The organism is Shewanella sp. N2AIL (assembly GCF_022690845.1).
GTDB lineage: Bacteria > Pseudomonadota > Gammaproteobacteria > Enterobacterales > Shewanellaceae > Shewanella > Shewanella baltica.
Map to the genome: position 1 here is coordinate 38,610 of NZ_JALBYT010000031.1, position 17,436 is coordinate 56,045.

The 17,436-nt window shown below is 44.4% G+C and carries 13 protein-coding genes, 1 pseudogene and 1 riboswitch; of the genes and pseudogenes, 8 read left to right on the forward strand and 6 right to left on the reverse strand.

Going from position 1 to position 17,436, the window contains the following annotated elements; genetic code table 11:
* Nucleotides 1-220 precede the first annotated feature (220 nt).
* Both narQ and MO387_RS16590 read left to right on the forward strand, forming a co-directional pair.
* The gene (gene narQ, locus MO387_RS16585; protein WP_199908757.1) at nucleotides 221-2,056 is read left to right on the forward strand and encodes a nitrate/nitrite two-component system sensor histidine kinase NarQ; all 1,836 of its coding nucleotides are present in this window, start codon (nucleotides 221-223) and stop codon (nucleotides 2,054-2,056) included.
* The gene (locus MO387_RS16590) at nucleotides 2,049-2,678 is read left to right on the forward strand and encodes a response regulator (protein WP_107949231.1); all 630 of its coding nucleotides are present in this window, start codon (nucleotides 2,049-2,051) and stop codon (nucleotides 2,676-2,678) included. The genes narQ and MO387_RS16590 overlap by 8 nt, the downstream gene beginning before the upstream one ends.
* An 89-nt stretch (nucleotides 2,679-2,767) precedes the next feature.
* Here the strand turns inward: MO387_RS16590 and MO387_RS16595 are convergent, their stop codons facing one another.
* The gene (locus MO387_RS16595; protein WP_006080134.1) at nucleotides 2,768-3,142 is read right to left on the reverse strand and encodes a YacL family protein; all 375 of its coding nucleotides are present in this window, start codon (nucleotides 3,140-3,142) and stop codon (nucleotides 2,768-2,770) included.
* A 299-nt stretch (nucleotides 3,143-3,441) separates the two neighbouring features.
* Here MO387_RS16595 and MO387_RS16600 point away from each other — a divergent pair, with 299 nt between their 5' ends.
* Entirely contained in the window at nucleotides 3,442-4,407 is a 966-nt protein-coding gene (locus MO387_RS16600; protein WP_107949233.1) for a zinc transporter ZntB, read from the forward strand.
* Between the two features lie 103 nt (nucleotides 4,408-4,510).
* Here the strand turns inward: MO387_RS16600 and MO387_RS16605 are convergent.
* The 3 genes and pseudogenes from MO387_RS16605 to MO387_RS16615 form a co-directional block, all read right to left on the reverse strand.
* A pseudogene (locus tag MO387_RS16605) lies at nucleotides 4,511-5,632 on the reverse strand (succinylglutamate desuccinylase/aspartoacylase family protein).
* A gap of 1 nt (nucleotide 5,633) precedes the next feature.
* A complete protein-coding gene (lysC, locus tag MO387_RS16610; protein ID WP_063881752.1) occupies nucleotides 5,634-6,989 on the reverse strand; it encodes a lysine-sensitive aspartokinase 3 in 1,356 nt (451 codons plus the stop codon).
* A gap of 150 nt (nucleotides 6,990-7,139) precedes the next feature.
* Nucleotides 7,140-7,314: riboswitch (Lysine riboswitch) on the reverse strand.
* Nucleotides 7,315-7,415: 101 nt separating this feature from the next.
* The gene (locus MO387_RS16615; protein ID WP_006084167.1) at nucleotides 7,416-7,850 is read right to left on the reverse strand and encodes a DUF3293 domain-containing protein; all 435 of its coding nucleotides are present in this window, start codon (nucleotides 7,848-7,850) and stop codon (nucleotides 7,416-7,418) included.
* Between the two features lie 588 nt (nucleotides 7,851-8,438).
* Here MO387_RS16615 and arcA point away from each other — a divergent pair.
* Nucleotides 8,439-9,155 carry a two-component system response regulator ArcA gene (arcA, locus tag MO387_RS16620; RefSeq protein WP_006080127.1) on the forward strand — a complete coding sequence of 239 codons (717 nt, stop codon included), beginning with the start codon at nucleotides 8,439-8,441 and terminating at the stop codon, nucleotides 9,153-9,155.
* A gap of 314 nt (nucleotides 9,156-9,469) precedes the next feature.
* On the opposite strand, the gene MO387_RS16625 is transcribed toward arcA, so the two are convergent.
* On the reverse strand, nucleotides 9,470-11,785 hold the full coding sequence (locus tag MO387_RS16625; RefSeq protein WP_107949235.1) for a S9 family peptidase: 2,316 nt from the start codon (nucleotides 11,783-11,785) through the stop codon (nucleotides 9,470-9,472).
* Between the two features lie 266 nt (nucleotides 11,786-12,051).
* On the opposite strand from MO387_RS16625, the gene MO387_RS16630 reads away from it, so the two are divergent.
* The 4 genes from MO387_RS16630 to MO387_RS16645 all read left to right on the forward strand — a co-directional run bounded on the left by MO387_RS16630 (nucleotide 12,052) and on the right by MO387_RS16645 (nucleotide 16,246).
* On the forward strand, nucleotides 12,052-13,029 hold the full coding sequence (locus MO387_RS16630) for a class 1 fructose-bisphosphatase (RefSeq protein ID WP_107949237.1): 978 nt from the start codon (nucleotides 12,052-12,054) through the stop codon (nucleotides 13,027-13,029).
* 659 nt (nucleotides 13,030-13,688) lie between these two features.
* Nucleotides 13,689-14,690, forward strand: a complete 1,002-nt coding sequence (locus MO387_RS16635) for a nuclease-related domain-containing protein (RefSeq protein ID WP_107949242.1) — start codon at nucleotides 13,689-13,691, stop codon at nucleotides 14,688-14,690.
* Between the two features lie 59 nt (nucleotides 14,691-14,749).
* On the forward strand, nucleotides 14,750-15,535 hold the full coding sequence (locus MO387_RS16640; RefSeq protein ID WP_107949244.1) for a hypothetical protein: 786 nt from the start codon (nucleotides 14,750-14,752) through the stop codon (nucleotides 15,533-15,535).
* Nucleotides 15,536-15,553: 18 nt separating this feature from the next.
* Nucleotides 15,554-16,246, forward strand: coding sequence for a hypothetical protein (locus MO387_RS16645; protein WP_107949246.1), 693 nt, complete (start codon nucleotides 15,554-15,556; stop codon nucleotides 16,244-16,246).
* A 446-nt stretch (nucleotides 16,247-16,692) separates the two neighbouring features.
* On the opposite strand, the gene MO387_RS16650 is transcribed toward MO387_RS16645, so the two are convergent.
* Nucleotides 16,693-17,202, reverse strand: a complete 510-nt coding sequence (locus MO387_RS16650; protein WP_325050878.1) for a hypothetical protein — start codon at nucleotides 17,200-17,202, stop codon at nucleotides 16,693-16,695.
* Nucleotides 17,203-17,436: the final 234 nt, after the last annotated feature.

Here is a 17,436-nt window from a genome sequence, read left to right on the forward strand (position 1 = left end):
CTCCGTGTTGCATTATTGTTGTAAATCACGACATCTCCATGGTCAAACTTAGTGACTTAATCCCGCTAAACATATACCTCTTAGGGGGTATCTAGGTCGAAGTTTGCGCTAGATCAAAATGTAAAGGTGTTGTTGTTCACACTTCTATACTTTTGTTAATGTATTACATTATTTTCTAATGTAAAAACCACTGCAAAGTGCCATAACAGCGGCCATTAAAATGAATAGCGGATTAATGAAACGAGGCAGTCTAACCTCAAAAATCTTAGGATTAATGTTAGCACTCATTCTGCTTTCTAGCAGTTTATCGACCTTTGCTATCATCAATTTGTCTTACAGCTTGGGCGACGCTAAGGCGATTAACGCCTCGGGTTCTTTGCGGATGCAAAGCTATCGATTGATGTTTTACGCCAACTCTGGCAGTGATGCTGCGCTCGATAAAATAATCGAATTCGAAAACACCCTCTATTCCGATACCTTAAAGCCTTCAGATAGTTGGTTTAGTCCACGTAAGATTGCCGATCAATATCAGCTCGTGATCGATAAATGGCTGGTGATGAAATACTACATAGAGCAAGAAAACTCCCGCGACTATGTGGCGTCACTTAAGGACTTTGTCGACACCATAGATTTACTGGTATTGGAGATGGAGCACCACGCCGCCTTTAAACTCAGGCTCCTCGCCGCCAGCCAAATATTAGGCTTAAGCGTCATGCTCATTATCGCCTTTGTGGCGGTGCGTTTTACTAAAAAGAAAGTGGTGATCCCACTGCAAAAGCTTATGGAATCGGCGAATACTATTTCTAAAGGCAATTTTGAAATCGAAATGCCCGAAACCGAATATATCGAACTTACAGCGCTCACCCATGCCCTGCAAAAAACCGCCAAGGAACTCGCCATGCTTTATGGCGATTTAGAGTCGCAGGTGGCAGAGAAAACCTTAGCACTCACTCGGGCCAACAATGAGCTGGCATTTTTATACGATAACCTACTGACATTAAACGCAAATAAGCTCGATTACAAAGCGCTCAAAGCGGCACTAAATCAGTTAAAAGGCTATGAGTCACTCGACTACCTTAGGCTCATTATCCAGTATCCAGAGCAAGAACTTGAAGTGATTGAGGCCGATGGCGGCTGGCCAGAGGTAACTCAAAACAGCACCCGTTTCCCGCTACAATTTGAGCAAGCGAATCTGGGTTACTTAGAGTTGATTGCCGATCAAACACCGAATATCGCGCTATTTAATAATTTCGCGATTATGCTGACTCGCTCAATTGTGATCCACAACGCCACTGAGCAAAGACAACAACTGGCGCTGATGGAGGAACGCGGCGTGATCGCACGGGAATTACACGACTCCTTAGGTCAAGTGCTGTCCTTCCTTAAAATCCAAATTAGCTTATTACGCAAAAACTTAGATCACAGCTGCCGCAACCCTACCGTTGAGGCTCAATTAACCGAAATCAATGAAGGCGTGAGCACTGCCTATGTGCAGCTCAGGGAATTGCTGTCGACCTTTAGACTCACGATTAAAGAACCCGATCTAAAAAGTGCCTTAGAGGCTATGCTTGAGCAGCTCAGAACCAAGACGAGTATCAAGATCACCTTAGACTATAAACTTGCACCACAATGGCTAGAGGCAAAGCAGCATATTCACATACTGCAAATCACTCGGGAAGCGACCTTAAACGCCATCAAACACGCCGAGGCCAGCCTCATCAATATCCATTGTTATAAGGATGACGAGGGCATGGTCAATATCGATGTTTGCGATAACGGCATAGGTATTGGACATTTAAAAGAACGAGATCAACACTTTGGCATAGGGATTATGCATGAGCGAGCCAGCAAACTTTCAGGTAAAGTCGTATTTAGCGACAACGAGATAAGCAGATTTAAACCTGCTACGGCAACCACGATTGAGCAAGGATGCAATAAACAAGACGATGTATTCAAGCCTAACTATTCATTCGACCTTGCGCAGCACAGCAAAGGTTCAAGTGGCACTCGAGTGACGCTTATTTTCCCCTCTCAACAGGAGCCTTCAAATGGGTAAACCTTATTCCGTACTTGTGGTCGACGACCATCCCCTGTTACGCAAAGGCATCTGCCAGCTCATTGCCTCAGATCCTGACTTCAGCCTTTTTGGCGAAGCCGGTGGTGGTTTAGATGCATTAACCGCCGTCGCCACCGATGAGCCCGATATCATCTTGCTCGATCTGAATATGAAAGGCATGACAGGCCTAGATACGCTCAATGCCATGCGCCAAGAGGGCGTCACCTCGCGCATAGTGATACTCACAGTTTCCGATGCCAAACAAGATGTGATCCGTTTATTACGTGCAGGAACCGACGGCTATTTGCTCAAAGATACTGAGCCCGATTTACTGCTCGAAAAACTCAAAAATGCCATGCTTGGCCACAGAGTTATCAGCGATGAAGTGGAGGAATACCTCTACGAGCTAAAAGATGCGACCGATGAGCAAGAATGGATTTCAAGCCTAACGCCAAGGGAGCTGCAAATTCTAGAGCAACTGGCGGAAGGCTTAAGTAATCGGATGATTTCAGAGCATTTACACATTAGTGAAGGCACTGTCAAAGTGCATGTGAAAAACCTACTGCGTAAAGCCAATGCCAAGTCGAGAACCGAAATGGCGGTGCGCTACCTTAATCAATAATCCTTGAGTTTAGCGAGGTATGGCGCAAACAATAAAGGCAATCCTATGATTGCCTTTATGTTTTTATCGAACAGGATTTGAATGGACGATTACAGACCTTTCTCGATAAATGTCTGCCAACTCAGTAACGCCTGCTCAAAATCTTCTAGGCCACAATAAGCTTCAGATTCAGCATCATAGAGTGACATCGCCTCTTCTAATTCATACTCTTGCTCGAAACCTAAGGTATTCGCAAACACCCGCGCCTGCTCACGCTCTAACTCTAAGGTGAAATCATTACCGACGAGACGCCATGCACCTCGTTTATCGGTTTGAATTTCTTTAATCATGTCTAACACTTGCTGAATTTTGGCTAACTCAGGCCCCAATTCTTCTGTAAACCATTGCCCCAGCACTTCATGATCCATGCTAAAGCTGGCCAGAAAAGTGCCGGTTAAACTGTTACGCCGAAATTCGTATTCCATTTTATTGTCTCTTTGCTCTAAGCCTACTAATGCTAATTTTAACCTATCCTTGCCGAAGTTGCTCGCCTCCCGCAGCACAGCCGATTTAATACCAATCGTACAAAATATCTGTTCATTCAGCGGGAGTTCAACGCGCTTTAGGCAAGGCGAAGGCTTGAAGGCATAGTGGTGCTCTGTCGAAAGCCTTAAACGCAGTATAAAGCGCGTTGCCACGCCGTTAAGCACGAGTACTGACTTCATTTTCGCGGTAAAATCAGTTAGCTTGTTTGTATGATTTTGAAAGTTATATGGAATGCGATATGCACGAAGGATTTATCTACAGTTTAGTGCTAAGCGGCGCCCAAGCGGGTTCCACCTTAAGCTTAGAACAGATCGAAAAATGGGATCCGCAGGATGGTCTACTCTGGTTGCATCTTCGCTATCGCAATAAAAAGGCGCGCCACTGGATACTCAATAGCGGCCTGCCGAAGGTCGAAAGTGATGCCTTACTGGCCCAAGACACTCGCCCCCGCGCTGTGATTACAGGCGAAGGCATATTACTCGCATTACGCGGCGTCAACCTCAACCCAAACTCGGCACCAGAAGACATGGTGGCCGTGCGTATTTATGCCGATAAACAGCGGATCATATCCACCTGCGATCGCGAGTTACAGTCGGTCAAAGATGTCGCCGAGCTGATCCTTGAGGGAAATGGGCCGACCACCACAGGTGACTTTATCGTCGCAATCTGTGAGCGACTCACTAACCGTAAAGTCGAGTTCATCGATAAGTTAGAAGAACAACTCTCAGATTTAGAAGAGCTAGTCGTCTCAGGCAATGTGAAAGACTTACGCACCGATATCGCCGAACTGCGTCGCCAAACCGTTGCCATTCGCCGCTATTTAGCGCCCCAGCGTGAAGCCTTTTCAAAAATGATTTCCGAACAACTGAGTCTATTTAACGATACTGAGCGACTCAAGCTGAGGGAAACAAACGATAAGCTTATTCGCACTATTGAAGATCTCGATGCCCTGCGCGACAGAGCCAATGTGACTCAGGAAGAATTACTCAGTCAGCAATCGGAGCAACTCAACAAACGCTTATATTTCTTATCCTTAGTGTCTGCCATCTTCTTACCATTGGGTTTTTTAACCGGCTTACTCGGAGTCAATATTGGCGGCATACCGGGCGCCGACAACACTTGGGCCTTCGCCACCTTCTGCGGCATATTAATCTCACTCGTCGCCCTACAGATGGCACTGTTTTATCGATTTAAGTGGTTATAGCCACCTTAAAAACAACAACGCCAATCGATTAGGATTGGCGTTGTTTTCGTTCATTCTTATAAGCTGAATGTTATGAGCTAATGCTTATGCTCTAAGCGGGCGATTATGTCGTCGGCAACTCAAACACATTAGTCATGACTTTATAAAGCTCTGTCCCTTGGTGCACAGATGCCGAAGCAAAGTGCAAAATCGGCACGCAGTCCTGCGGCAAACTGAGCGTCTTTAGCTAATCCACTGTACCGTATAAATCCATTCGCAGTAAATTCACTAAGGGCTGTCCCGCAGCCAGTGGTTCACCCACAGGCGCGAGGTATTCCACTAACCCTGAACTTGGTGCGTGATACTTTTTATAGTCTTTAAGGTAACAACCAAAGCGCTGCATTTTAGCGGGCGCAACGGTTTCAGCGATCACGCCTCGGTGACTTAAATATGCCAAAATCCCTTGGGCATCAACCAACGCATCCTCAAGACAGACGCGCTCTTGGCTCGCCAACTCCAAGGTTAACGCTGACACAGCAACGGCTAAATCTCGCCCCTGCGCTTTTGCAAAATCACTTAATTGCCACCAAGGACAAAACGCTGCCTCATCCATAGCACCACCAAAGGTGTTGGGGATAACAAGCGTATAAGGGATCGACAAAAACTGCGCGGCAGCTAAGTCATATTCAGGACAATACAAATGCTTACAGGATTTAGGCCCCGTGTGTAGATCGAGCACGATATCCGCGCCGTGGGCCATAATCTGCAGATTAACTGCAAGCCTATGGCCAGTAGTAATGCCCCATTCGTGACGCAACTTTTGCTGACAAGCTTCAACCAAAGTACTGCGATAAGCTTGGATCAGCTCGCTATCACTGAGCTTGGCATGTTCGCTATACCAAGTCGGCAAATCGATAGCATGATTCAAATACTCACGATTCCAATTCGCCCCCGTAATAGGATCAAATCGGCCAAGGGTAAACTCACCACTCTTTTGGTTGATCCCAAGGGGATTGGCTAATGGTACTAAGGTGATTTCACCGCGGATGTCACAGAGTTCGAGCTGCTTCATCAACTGATAAATCACCGCATTACCTTGCACTTCAGCGCCGTGGACATTGGCCTGAATATACACTTTGGGGCCAGTCGCCTTATCGTCGCTCGGCTTAAAATGGTAAATAGGCAAGGTAAGCGCTTGCCCTGCGGCAAGCTCGCCAATTTGCAGAGACGATGTTATCGGCAGCATATTAAGCGCCTTCGAACAGATTTTGATGCAGCGATTTCACCACTTGCGCCGCTTCCGATTCTGCCACTAACACACACAGGTTATGTGGGCTGGCGCCTTGGCAAATCATCCGCACATTGTGTGGCTCAAGCACTTCAAACACACGGCGACAAATACCCGGCGTGGTCGCAATACGGTTACCGATAATCGCCACTAAGGCTAATCCATCTTCGACGCGCACTCGGCAATGCTGTGATAATTCTTGCAACAATGCCTCACTCAATAGACCTTGACCGCTAGAATCAGAGCCAGTTTTATCGAGGGTTAGAGACACGTTCACTTCTGAGGTGGTAATTAAATCCACACTGATCTTATGTCGCGCCAATGTCGCAAAGGTTTCCGCTAAAAAGCCCTGTGCATGCAACATTTGCAAGCTGTGAAGATTTAACAGGGTTTGATCGCGGCGCAAAGCCACAGCGCGAAATACGGGCGCATCTTCCACTTGATGACGGATCCAAGTCCCACCCTTTTCAGGCTCTTTACTTGAACCCACAAACACTTGAATTTGCTGACGAACGGCAGGAAGAATGGTCGCAGGATGCAATACCTTGGCACCAAAGGTCGCCATCTCGGCGGCTTCATTAAAGCTGATCTCGGCAATCGGAAAAGCATTGGGCGCAAGACGCGGATCGGTTGTATAAATCCCTGCGACATCGGTCCAAATCTCGACCGCTGAGGCGCGTAACGCTTCGGCTAACAGAGCTGCAGAATAATCACTACCACCGCGGCCTAATGTTGTCGTTTGACCTGCTTCATCGGCACCGATAAAGCCTTGTGTGACAATCACTTGTTCCGCTAACAGTGGCTGTAGATAATCACGAGCTAAAGTCGCAATCTGCTCGACCTGAGGTTCAGCGCGGCCAAAATGGCTGTCAGTACGTAACACTCGGCGTACATCGAAGGCACTAGAGTTAACACCTTTCTCGCGGATGACGGCTGAAAACAACGCCGAAGAACATTGCTCACCGAGGGACAACAACTCATCCATGGTCGCTTTGCTGCGTTGTGATGCGAGCGCGTCACTCAATACTGACATGCGACTCAATAATTTATCTAATGCGGCGGCCACATCGTTAGGACGACCGAGCTTATCTAAAATCGCATATTGAATTTGGGCAATTTGTTTTAATCGCTGTAATCGACCATCGTCGTTAATGGATTCTTGGGTCAATTCCACTAACAGATTGGTCACGCCACTCGATGCACTGACCACGACTAAACGGCAATGAGGATTAGCTAACACTATGTCGGCACAGCGATTCATAGCGTTATAGTCGGCGACTGAGGTGCCACCAAATTTTGCGACAACGAGGGACATTAGCGCACCTCCGTGAAACACGTAGGGCAAGAAATAAACGCAGATTGAATAAAATATTGATTAACTAACATGATCACACTCCGAACTAACTTCGTTCGAAGAGCCTGGTGCTCAATGATAACGCACCCCAAAAGAAGGGAAACAGCAATCGTCACCAGAAGCTCTCCACCAATTACAGGTGACAATCGTCAGGATTCAGCCTGATCGACCGACATAAACATGCAGCAACCATATCTATGCCTCGGCGTTAATCTCCCTCATCAGTCATCGCTGGAGTTTGTGCTCCTCTGACCGACTACCTAGTTAACGCTCCTCTTCTGTTCCTTTCCTAGGGAAAGGGACGAAAAAAGTAGCAATAAACCCCTAATGAAGTCAATGCTAATTTCATAACAAATGAATAATTTAAATAAAATCTTTTGAAAACAACTAAGTGCTTAAATCGGGTAACTCGTATACCAGCTGCACATAATCACTAAATTTGCCTAAACAGACTTCATCATGTCCGGCCAAGGTGCAAGGCACTAAGCTCACATCCCCTTGTTCGACCACATAAATCGCGTATTGATTAAATTTCTTCCCCAATTGCAGCGCCATCGTTCTATCGATAAACACGGCCCAGCTTTTTTCCATGTGGGATAAATCCGGCGCCGCGCCCACTAAAGCACGATAGGGACTGCCGAGTAATTCAATTTCACGGAGAAGTTGGCGATCGAGTAAACGGTTTTGACTGGGAGAAAGCAGCTTTGAAGCGGGATTATGAGCGGTAATAACAGCAAAGGAAAAATCACAGGATAATGCTTGAGTCAGCAAAAATAACGGCGCTTGGTAACATTGCCACAAATCTTGAGTCGTATTGTCCATTGGTAGTCTAATCGAAAAATGAACCCAAGCTAGTGTAGCAGAGTGATTGTAAAATCCAAAGAGGCGTGAACTGGCTCACAGGAATGGCAAATACATTAGTTATACTAATCAATAGCTAAAGTAAATATCATGGTAAAAACCCCGACTCACCTAAAATTTGTTAACATTTCATTTGTTAACAAATGACTAAAACGAGTACAATGTACGTACTGGTGAGTTGAAACAGATTGAGCAAGATGCTTATCGTTCAATACAGTTTGTTACATATATCGCTTTAAGTAACGTGAACTGACCGGGCATCTGTTTAAAATGTGTTCTACATTTGATTTGTCTTTTAAACATTTAAAAAAAACAATAGTTAAGGAACTTATTCTAACTATTGCTTATCGAAGTTGGTACTGATTACGTTTTCTCGTATTACACTTAAACGTGCACTTAATCTACATCCAGATATAGATGTCACCGTAAAGATTTTCCTTTTGAGCACAAAGCAGTTCAAGGAAGTATCAACGCTTTTATGAATATAAGAGCCCGAAGTAAGTTGCTCTTATTGGTTAGTATAAACTGATTAAAATTTAGGTAAATAATATGCAAAATCCGCACATTCTGATCGTTGAAGATGAAGCCGTTACCCGTAACACGCTGAGAAGTATTTTCGAGGCAGAAGGGTATGTGGTAACTGAGGCCAATGATGGCGCAGAAATGCATAAGGCTATGCAGGAAAACAAAATTAACTTGGTCGTTATGGACATTAACTTGCCAGGCAAGAATGGCCTGTTGTTGGCACGTGAACTACGTGAAATCAACAACATCGGTCTGATCTTCCTGACAGGTCGTGACAACGAAGTCGACAAAATCCTTGGACTTGAAATTGGCGCGGACGATTATATTACCAAGCCGTTCAACCCACGTGAATTGACGATTCGTGCTCGTAACCTTCTGACTCGCGTCAACAGCGCTGGTGCCGAAGTCGAAGAAAAGAGCTCAGTAGAATACTATCGCTTCAACGATTGGAGCTTAGAGATCAACAGCCGTTCATTAGTGAGCCCACAGGGTGAATCTTACAAACTGCCACGTAGCGAATTCCGCGCTATGCTGCACTTTGTTGAAAACCCAGGCAAAATTTTGACTCGTGCCGATCTACTGATGAAAATGACTGGCCGTGAACTTAAGCCACACGATCGTACTGTAGACGTGACTATCCGTCGTATCCGCAAGCATTTCGAAAGCTTGCCAGATACGCCAGAAATCATCGCGACTATTCACGGTGAAGGCTATCGCTTTTGCGGTAACTTAGAAGGCTAATTGCCCGCTAAGCGACACTCGCATTAGCAACAGGATTGATTCGATAAGCATCAATTCACAAAAAACCAGATCCTAGGATCTGGTTTTTTTATGTCTTAAATTTAGCGAATCAGATTAATAGGCGACGCTTACAGAGTTAAGAGTCAGGCTGATGGCAAGCCGATGTCCAAAATAGAGACGAAAATCTTCTTATAAAACACAAGTATAATTATAAAACAAGCTCCACCTATCAGCGCAAATCAGAGCGAATGATATTAGAGCGAAAAAAGCGAGCCTACTACGTATACGTAAACAGACCCACTCTCTATCTCGCGCTATTTAGCGCTTTTCAGCTGTCTATCGAGGAAATCCGCTAATGAGCGATATAAGTGATTACGCACTTTCTCGCCACGCATCGAATGTTTAGATCCCGGATAATCGATCATCTGGAATAATTTACCTTCATCCTGCAGCGCTTTATAAACCCGAGTGCTGTTTTCAAACAAGACGTTATCGTCAGCCATGCCGTGATACATCAACAGACCTGCTTGATAGTTTTTCACGTAAGGAAACACGCTGCTGGCTTCATAACCCTTTTCATTACCTTCGGGGTGACCTAAGTAACGCTCAGTATAATGGGTGTCATACAAGCGCCAGTCGGTCACAGGTGCGCCCGAAATCGCGGCTTTAAAGTAATCCGGCGCCTTAAATAAACTCATCAAGGCCATATAACCACCGTAGCTGTGGCCGTAAATCGCCACATTATCGGCATCGACAAAGGGCAGACTCCGTAAATAATCCACCCCCACTTTTTGATCATTCACTTCAGCTTCGCCCAAATGACGGTAAATCACCTGCTCGAACTGAGTGCCTCTGTGCGCACTGCCGCGGTTATCCAACTGGAATACCACATACCCTTGTTGCACCAGATACTGGGTAAAGTAGTCCTGCTCGCTCCAACTATTAGTCACTAACTGGGCGTGCGGCCCACCGTAAACTCGCACTACGACAGGGTATTTCTTGCTTGCATCGAAGGGAACGGGTTTGAATAAGCGGGTTTGCAGCACTTGGCCATCTTCGGCTTTCAGTTCACCAAATTCAGGGATTTGCCACAGCCCTGCATAATCATATAAAGGATGACCTTGCTTAACCGCATTTTGCTCGACCCAAGCCAGTTGCTGGCCCTCGTCACCGTGTAAACTGATTTGCGGTGGCTGAGATAAGCTGTTGAAATAATCGAGATATACGCTCTGATTATCGGCGAAAACAGGATTGTGCATCCCCGCAAGCTTGCTCACGCGCTCAACCTTGCCGCCCGCTAAAGGCACGCGATAAAGCTGTTTCTCAATTGGCGTGTCTTTACGGCCGGTGAAATACACCCAGCCTGCGGTTTCATCTATGTATTCCAACTCATCGACAGCCCACTCGCCCTTAGTCAATTGTGTTTTGAGTTTACCTTTTAAGTCAAAAAGATACAGATGATTAAAGCCGTCACGCTCAGATGCCCAAATAAAGGCAGACTGCTGTTTTAAGAAATGCAGATCGTTATTGAGGTTTACCCAAGCATCACTGCGTTCTTTCACTAAGGTTTTTGGCTTAGTCAGCGCATCTAACGCCACTAACTGCAAATCGAGCTGATGTTGATCGCGGCTCTGCCACTGGAACGACAAGTGTTTGCTATCGGGCAACCAATCGACACGTGGCAGATAAATGTCTTTGCTCTTGTCTTTGCTATTCTCTTCGCGCAGGCTCACCCAATTGATGGCCTTATCTTTTAGCGTGACCACACCTAATGCGATGTCGACGTTGTTTTTACCTGCGGCTGGGTAACGCTGCTCGGTAAGTTTAATGCCATCGGCATAGATCTCATTACGCGTCACTTGCTCGACCGCGGATTCGTCGATACGGGTGAAGGCGATAGCCGATTCATCGGGCGCCCACCAGTAACCAGTCATACGATCCATTTCTTCTTGAGCGACAAACTCAGCCATAGCATTTTTAATCGCCCCGCCGCCATCGGTCGTCATAGCTTGGAGTTTTTTCGTCGCCAGATCTAACACATACAAGTTTTGATCCCGCACGAAAGACACAAAATTGCCCTTAGGCGATAGGCGTGCATCTGTGGCGAACCCTTCACCAATCGGCAATTGGGTCACGCTATTATCGACGAGGGAAAAGTAATACAGATTACCGGCAGCCGGAATTAATAGCGCTTGGCTATCATCGGCCCAGAAGTACTCCATAATGCCTTCACCATAAATACGTTGGCGCTCGCGGCGAGCTTTTTCTTCATCGGATAATTCATTTGTCGCAAGTTTATCAGCGTTTAATAGCAGGCTTGACTCACCAGTTTTGACATCCATCTGCCAGAGATCATAAAAACTTTGATTATCTTTACGGCCAGCAAGATAGGTAACCCGCAGCCCATCGGGGGACAATTTCAAACCACGAGGACTGGTGCCCGCTAAGGCAGGCGAGGCATTAATTCGCTCAATCGTCAGTGGCTGTTTGCCACCTTCCATTGCCAAAGCAGGGGTCGTTGCTGAAATCATAGCTGTCGAAATCATGGCCATTTGGCTCGCTATCAGTAGGGGAACGGCGCGCACCTTAAGTGAGCATGCAGGGAACCAAGTTAACCTATTTTTAATCATTATTATTCCTTGGAAACATAATCGCCTAAGATGTCAGCGATTAAAAACAAGCCGACATTGTGCCAGAGGCAAACCCTAAATAGAAATAGCATGCAATATGCCGATACAAATTAGGCCCTTGCGTCAAGCCCAATCCAAATAATCCCAAAAAGCCCTAATATTCGCTAAAAGCATCAGCAACATCGCTGAAATTGTCGACTAACTGAGTTATCATTCGCGGCAAATAACGAAATTGACCTCATTGTTGAACCTCTAAAGGACATAACATGCAGACTCTGGCCCAGCACCTGACCTCACAGGCAGTGAACGACTCCCTCTCCCACCTAATTTTAACCTTAGCCGACACCTCAAAAGCCATTAGCCATGCCGTTCGCCACGGTGCACTTGCGGGCGTGTTAGGCGCGACTGAGCAAGAAAACGTCCAAGGTGAAACCCAGAAAAAACTGGATATCATCACCAACGACATGCTCAAAGATGCCTTAAAAGCTGACGGTACAGTGCGCGGTTTAGCGTCAGAAGAAGAAGATCATGTGGTTGAAGTCAGCCAAAATGGCCAATATCTGGTGTGTTTCGATCCGCTAGATGGGTCATCTAATATCGATATCAACTCGTTAGTCGGCACCATTTTCTCCGTCCTGCCCGCGCCTGCTGGCGAGCTGACTGAAACCAGCTTTTTACAATCTGGCCGCGCACAATTAGCCGCAGGTTATGTACTTTATGGTCCATCGACCATGCTGGCATTAACCACAGGCCAAGGTGTGCAACTCTTTACTTTGCACCCAGAAACCAATGAATTTTTACTGACTAACGCCGCCATGAGCATTAGCCCAGAGACCCAAGAGTTTGCCATTAACATGTCGAACCAACGTTTTTGGGAAGCGCCAATGCAAACCTATATTGCCGATTTACTGCTTGGTAAAATTGGCCCACGCGAAAAATCATTCAACATGCGCTGGATTGCGGCCATGGTCGGCGATGTACACCGCGTGCTATCTCGCGGTGGTATTTTCACTTACCCAACCGACAATAAAGATCCTAAAAAACCGTACAAACTACGCTTGATGTACGAAGCCAACCCAATGGCATTCTTAGTCGAACAAGCTGGCGGCAAAGCCTCAACGGGTTACGAAACTATTTTAGACATTACCCCAACGCATATTCACCAACGTGTTGCCGTCATCCTAGGCAGCAGCAATGAAGTCGACGCTTGCCTGAGCTATCACGGTATTGATTCTCATAAATAGAGAGTGTGAAGAACCCAATCTAGACTAAGCCGAATCGCTTAGATTTTGATTTTTATGATAAAAGCCACTGATTATAGTGGCTTTTTTGTTGTCGTATAGTGCGACATTTTGATTTTTGATGCGGCATAACCGACGAAAGAATTGCGGCCTAACGGCCGAGGTGAATCAAAGTCGTGGTTCTTCAACCCACACCCGACCAAGAGGGGATCAACAGCAATTCCCTCTTGGATCTCCCTTGCTGCCCCTTGCGAAGTTACATGCATTAGAGACTGGCTTAGTGCTTATTCGAAAATAGCTAACGCTTCCGATGGCTCCGCTTTACATCCATGTAAAGCCCCCCAGTTCGGCAGTCCCTGCCTCTCGCTCATAAGCGCGAAAATCACCGATTTTCATTCGCCCCTTCCCCCCGAAAGCTACGCAGACGTCCTGTCTGCGTCACGCGCCATTCTTTCAATAAAGAGTCTTCAACACCCTTCAGCAACTTCGCAGGGGAAGGTGAACTTCTGTAACTTCTGTGTTGGATGTAACTCCCCAAAGATTTGTACTTTCCCATCTTTGAGCTACGTTAACGTTTAGCGATTTTTGTCTTTATCTTTCAATGGCAAAGTGGGTATTATGAAGCTGATTATTATCAAGTTATGAATGGATGCTGTTGATAAATGATTCTAAAAACCAAATCATTTCAAAATACCCAAACACCACAGGCTATCGCGGGTCAAAAACAAGAACAGGATGTTGCCTTCTATTTACGCCGCGCCTTCAAAGATCATCCAGAAGTGTTGGTTATCAATGATTTTCGATTCACCTTTAATGACGAAACCGCGCAAATTGATCACTTAGTTATCTACACCTACGGTTTTGTGCTAATTGAATCCAAGAGCATAAAAGGCCATGTGGAAATCAACCAACAGGGTGAGTGGACGCGCAGTCACGGAAGTAAATGGTTTGGTATGCCATCTCCTATCAAGCAAGTTGAACTACAACAAGCACTGCTTAAAGAAATGCTAAAACAGCATAGAAGTGAAATTCTAGGAAAATTACTTGGTATAAGACAGCAAGGCTTTGGTATGCGTTGCTGGGACCATGTATGCGCTGTCTCAAGTGATGCGGTTATCAACAGAGAAACTATGCCTGCGGCAGTTTCAGAACTGTTAGTTAAGACAGAGTTTTTAGTCGAGAAGCTTGAAAAGGTCATGAATCTTAAAAGCAAATTCTTACGACTGATAAATGTGAGTGATACCCGTCCAGACTTTAATCAAGAAGAACTGAATTCAATCGCTAAGTTCTTAATCGATCGCCATATAGACCCATCTCAAGCTACGACTGAAATAACGTCCGTACAAACACCACAAGTCAAAGAACCTGTTGCCTCCTTTGCCGTTAACAAAGTGGCGGAAGCGAAAAACCTAGCAATAGCGCAACTCACAACAAACAGCATGCTTCGATGCAAACATTGCGGAGAATCAACAAACTACACACCAATGTACGGTAAGTTTGGTTACTACATAAAATGCAATCAATGCACTAAAAACACGCCAATGAAACAAACATGCCCACAATGCAAAAGCACGCAAACAAGAGTAATGAAGGCAAAAGATACCTACACACTACAATGCCAGCAATGTGAAAATAATTTAGAAATCTTTAATGAAAACAAATAATTAAATAACTTCACTTAAGCATATATGAAAAATATAATAACTTTATAGGAAATATAAAAATGTATAGAACTGAAAAGAACAACACAGATGAAATAGGGCGTTTATGGCAAAGATTAGTTCCTCTAGAAAAAAATTTCGACGAGCAAAACTCAGTTATTAAATCTCTGAATGAAGAAATTGAAGTATTAAAAAATAAAACTAAGCAACCTTCAGAGAATCAAACTATTGCACTACAAGCAGCTAGATCTGCGGCTCAGTATAAAGGCAAAATTCAAAGAGCAAAAGAACAAATTGATGTTATCCTTAATGATTCAACGAAAACATTCCAAGAACTAAAGAATTTCCTAGATGAAACAAAATCTAAAACTCAAGTTTTTGAACAGAAAATAGAAGTTTTTGAAGAAACTTTTGAAAATGGAAAAAACTTATTCAAAACGATTAGTGACACGCACGAACAAGTAGAACAAAGAATAACTTATACAAATGAAATTTTAGATAAATATAATGATCTACCAACTAGACTTAATGATGCATCAATACAACTAGACTCCTTAGATGAAATTGACTCAAAAGCCCAAGTAATTTTGAAAAACATAACTTCTTACCACTCAAAAGTTAGAGAGTTAAGAGACGAAATATTAGGTTATGATACTGAAAATGATGATGGTGAAAGCGAAAGGATAGATGGTATAAAAGATGAGTTAGAGTCTAGTTATCTTGTAATAAAAAATGATTTATCAGATCTTAAATTAAATTTAGACAAACTATTATCAGATACAACAAAAAACTACAATTTATTACTGGACACATCAAATGAAAAAATAGGTAGTACATTAAAAAACTAAGAAAACCAATACAATGAGGTGTATCAAAAGATAATAACTCTTTTACCAGCGGCACTAACGACTGGACTCAGTGCGGCTTATAATGAAAAGATAACATCTGAAAGCTTAGAGTTAGAAGCTCATAATAATGCATTTAAAAAAGCAATAAGATGGTTAATTGGCGTTTCATTCATACCATTTTTAGTTGATATTTATCTATTGATATTTTTGCAAAAAGATCTTGTTTCAGTAATTTCTGAAACACCAAAACTAGTACTATCAATATTACCACTATATTTCCCAATTCTTTGGATGGCTTATTCTTCTAATAAAAAGATGAACTTATCAAAACGCTTAATTGAAGAATATACACATAAGGGAGTATTGAGCAAAACCTTTGAAGGTCTTTCGACTCAGATTGAGGAGCTAGGTGATAGTGATACATCTGGTGAACTCAAGGTAAAATTGCTTTTCAACTTGCTACATGTAAATTCTGAAAACCCAGGAAAACTAATCTCGGATTACAAAACGACAGATCACCCCTTGATGGATGCTTTAGATAAAAGTGTTAAATTAGGTGATGCCGTTGAAAAGCTAAGAAACATACCTGGTTTCTCAAAACTGACAGCAAAATTGGAAAAGGAGTCAAAAGAGATTTTGAAAGATACAGAAGAAAAAGTAGCACAGGCGATATCAACGGTTGCGAAAGATGGGACAGGTACAAATCCTTAGGACTAACAGCTAACACCAAGGCAATAGAAGTTCACCTCCCCTGCGAAGTTGCTGAAGGGCGTTGAAGAAAATCGCGTGAGCGAGGCATGGATACCTCGCTAGCTTTCGGGGCACAGGATGTACCATCGGAAGCGTTAGTGATTTTCGAATAAGCACGAAGCCACTAACCAATGCATGTAACTTCGCTAGGGACGCCGGGGGATTTCCAAAAGGGGAACAGGCGTTTTTCCCCTTTTGGTCGGGTGTGGGTTGAAGACCCACGACTTTGATTTACCTCGGCCGATAGGCCGCAAGACTCATATAACCACAGCGATAACCTTGCCAATTCAAACGCTAAACAAACCAGCATTGTTATCGGGTGTGGGGTGAAACCCCACGACTTTAACTTACCTCGGCCGTAAGGCCGTATTGCTCTTCTACACGTCAGTGGAAACTGAAACACCCAACTATCTTGCAACACAAAGATTTTGCTGAATCTTCCAACGGCGTTCCATTACTGGGATAGAGAACCCATAACATATCACCACAATCAAAGGTTGAAGCTGAAAACTCAACTCAGGCCACAACATAAAAGCAGCCGCGCAAGCCACAGTGCGCACAATCGCATGTACAATCGCCACCTTTTGCGCCGCTAAAACACCGTGGACTAACCACATTAAACCTGTTTGCACCGCAAGGGCGAAAGGCAATGCCAGATAATTTTCCATGAAGAATGGAATGCTGATAGCAAAGGTCAGGAAACTCATACCCACTGCGGCTATAAACACGTTATCAAACCAATTACGCTCATGCTTTTTCTTGAACGACATGTTCTCACCGGTTAGCCGAGAAATGCCCATGGCTAAATAGACGATTGAATCCGTTCCGATAAATACCGCCATCACCAAATGTGAAGGCGATAACATAAAACTTAATACAAATAGCAAGATCCACACTATCATGCCAGATAAGGGCATAGCCAAAGCACGTTGTTGACGGTATTCGATTAACTGTTGATCCAATGATGTGTGTTACATGATTAAGCCTCCTTGTTTAGATGACTTAAGTATCTATGTAGTGGCACTGTAGTGGCACACTAATTTTGGCCACCTAAATAGAGGTGATATTATTGCCTCATAGATGACCTTAGGTGAACACATGAGATCGACAACCAGAAAAACATTTAGTGCTGAATTCAAACTTGAAGCAGC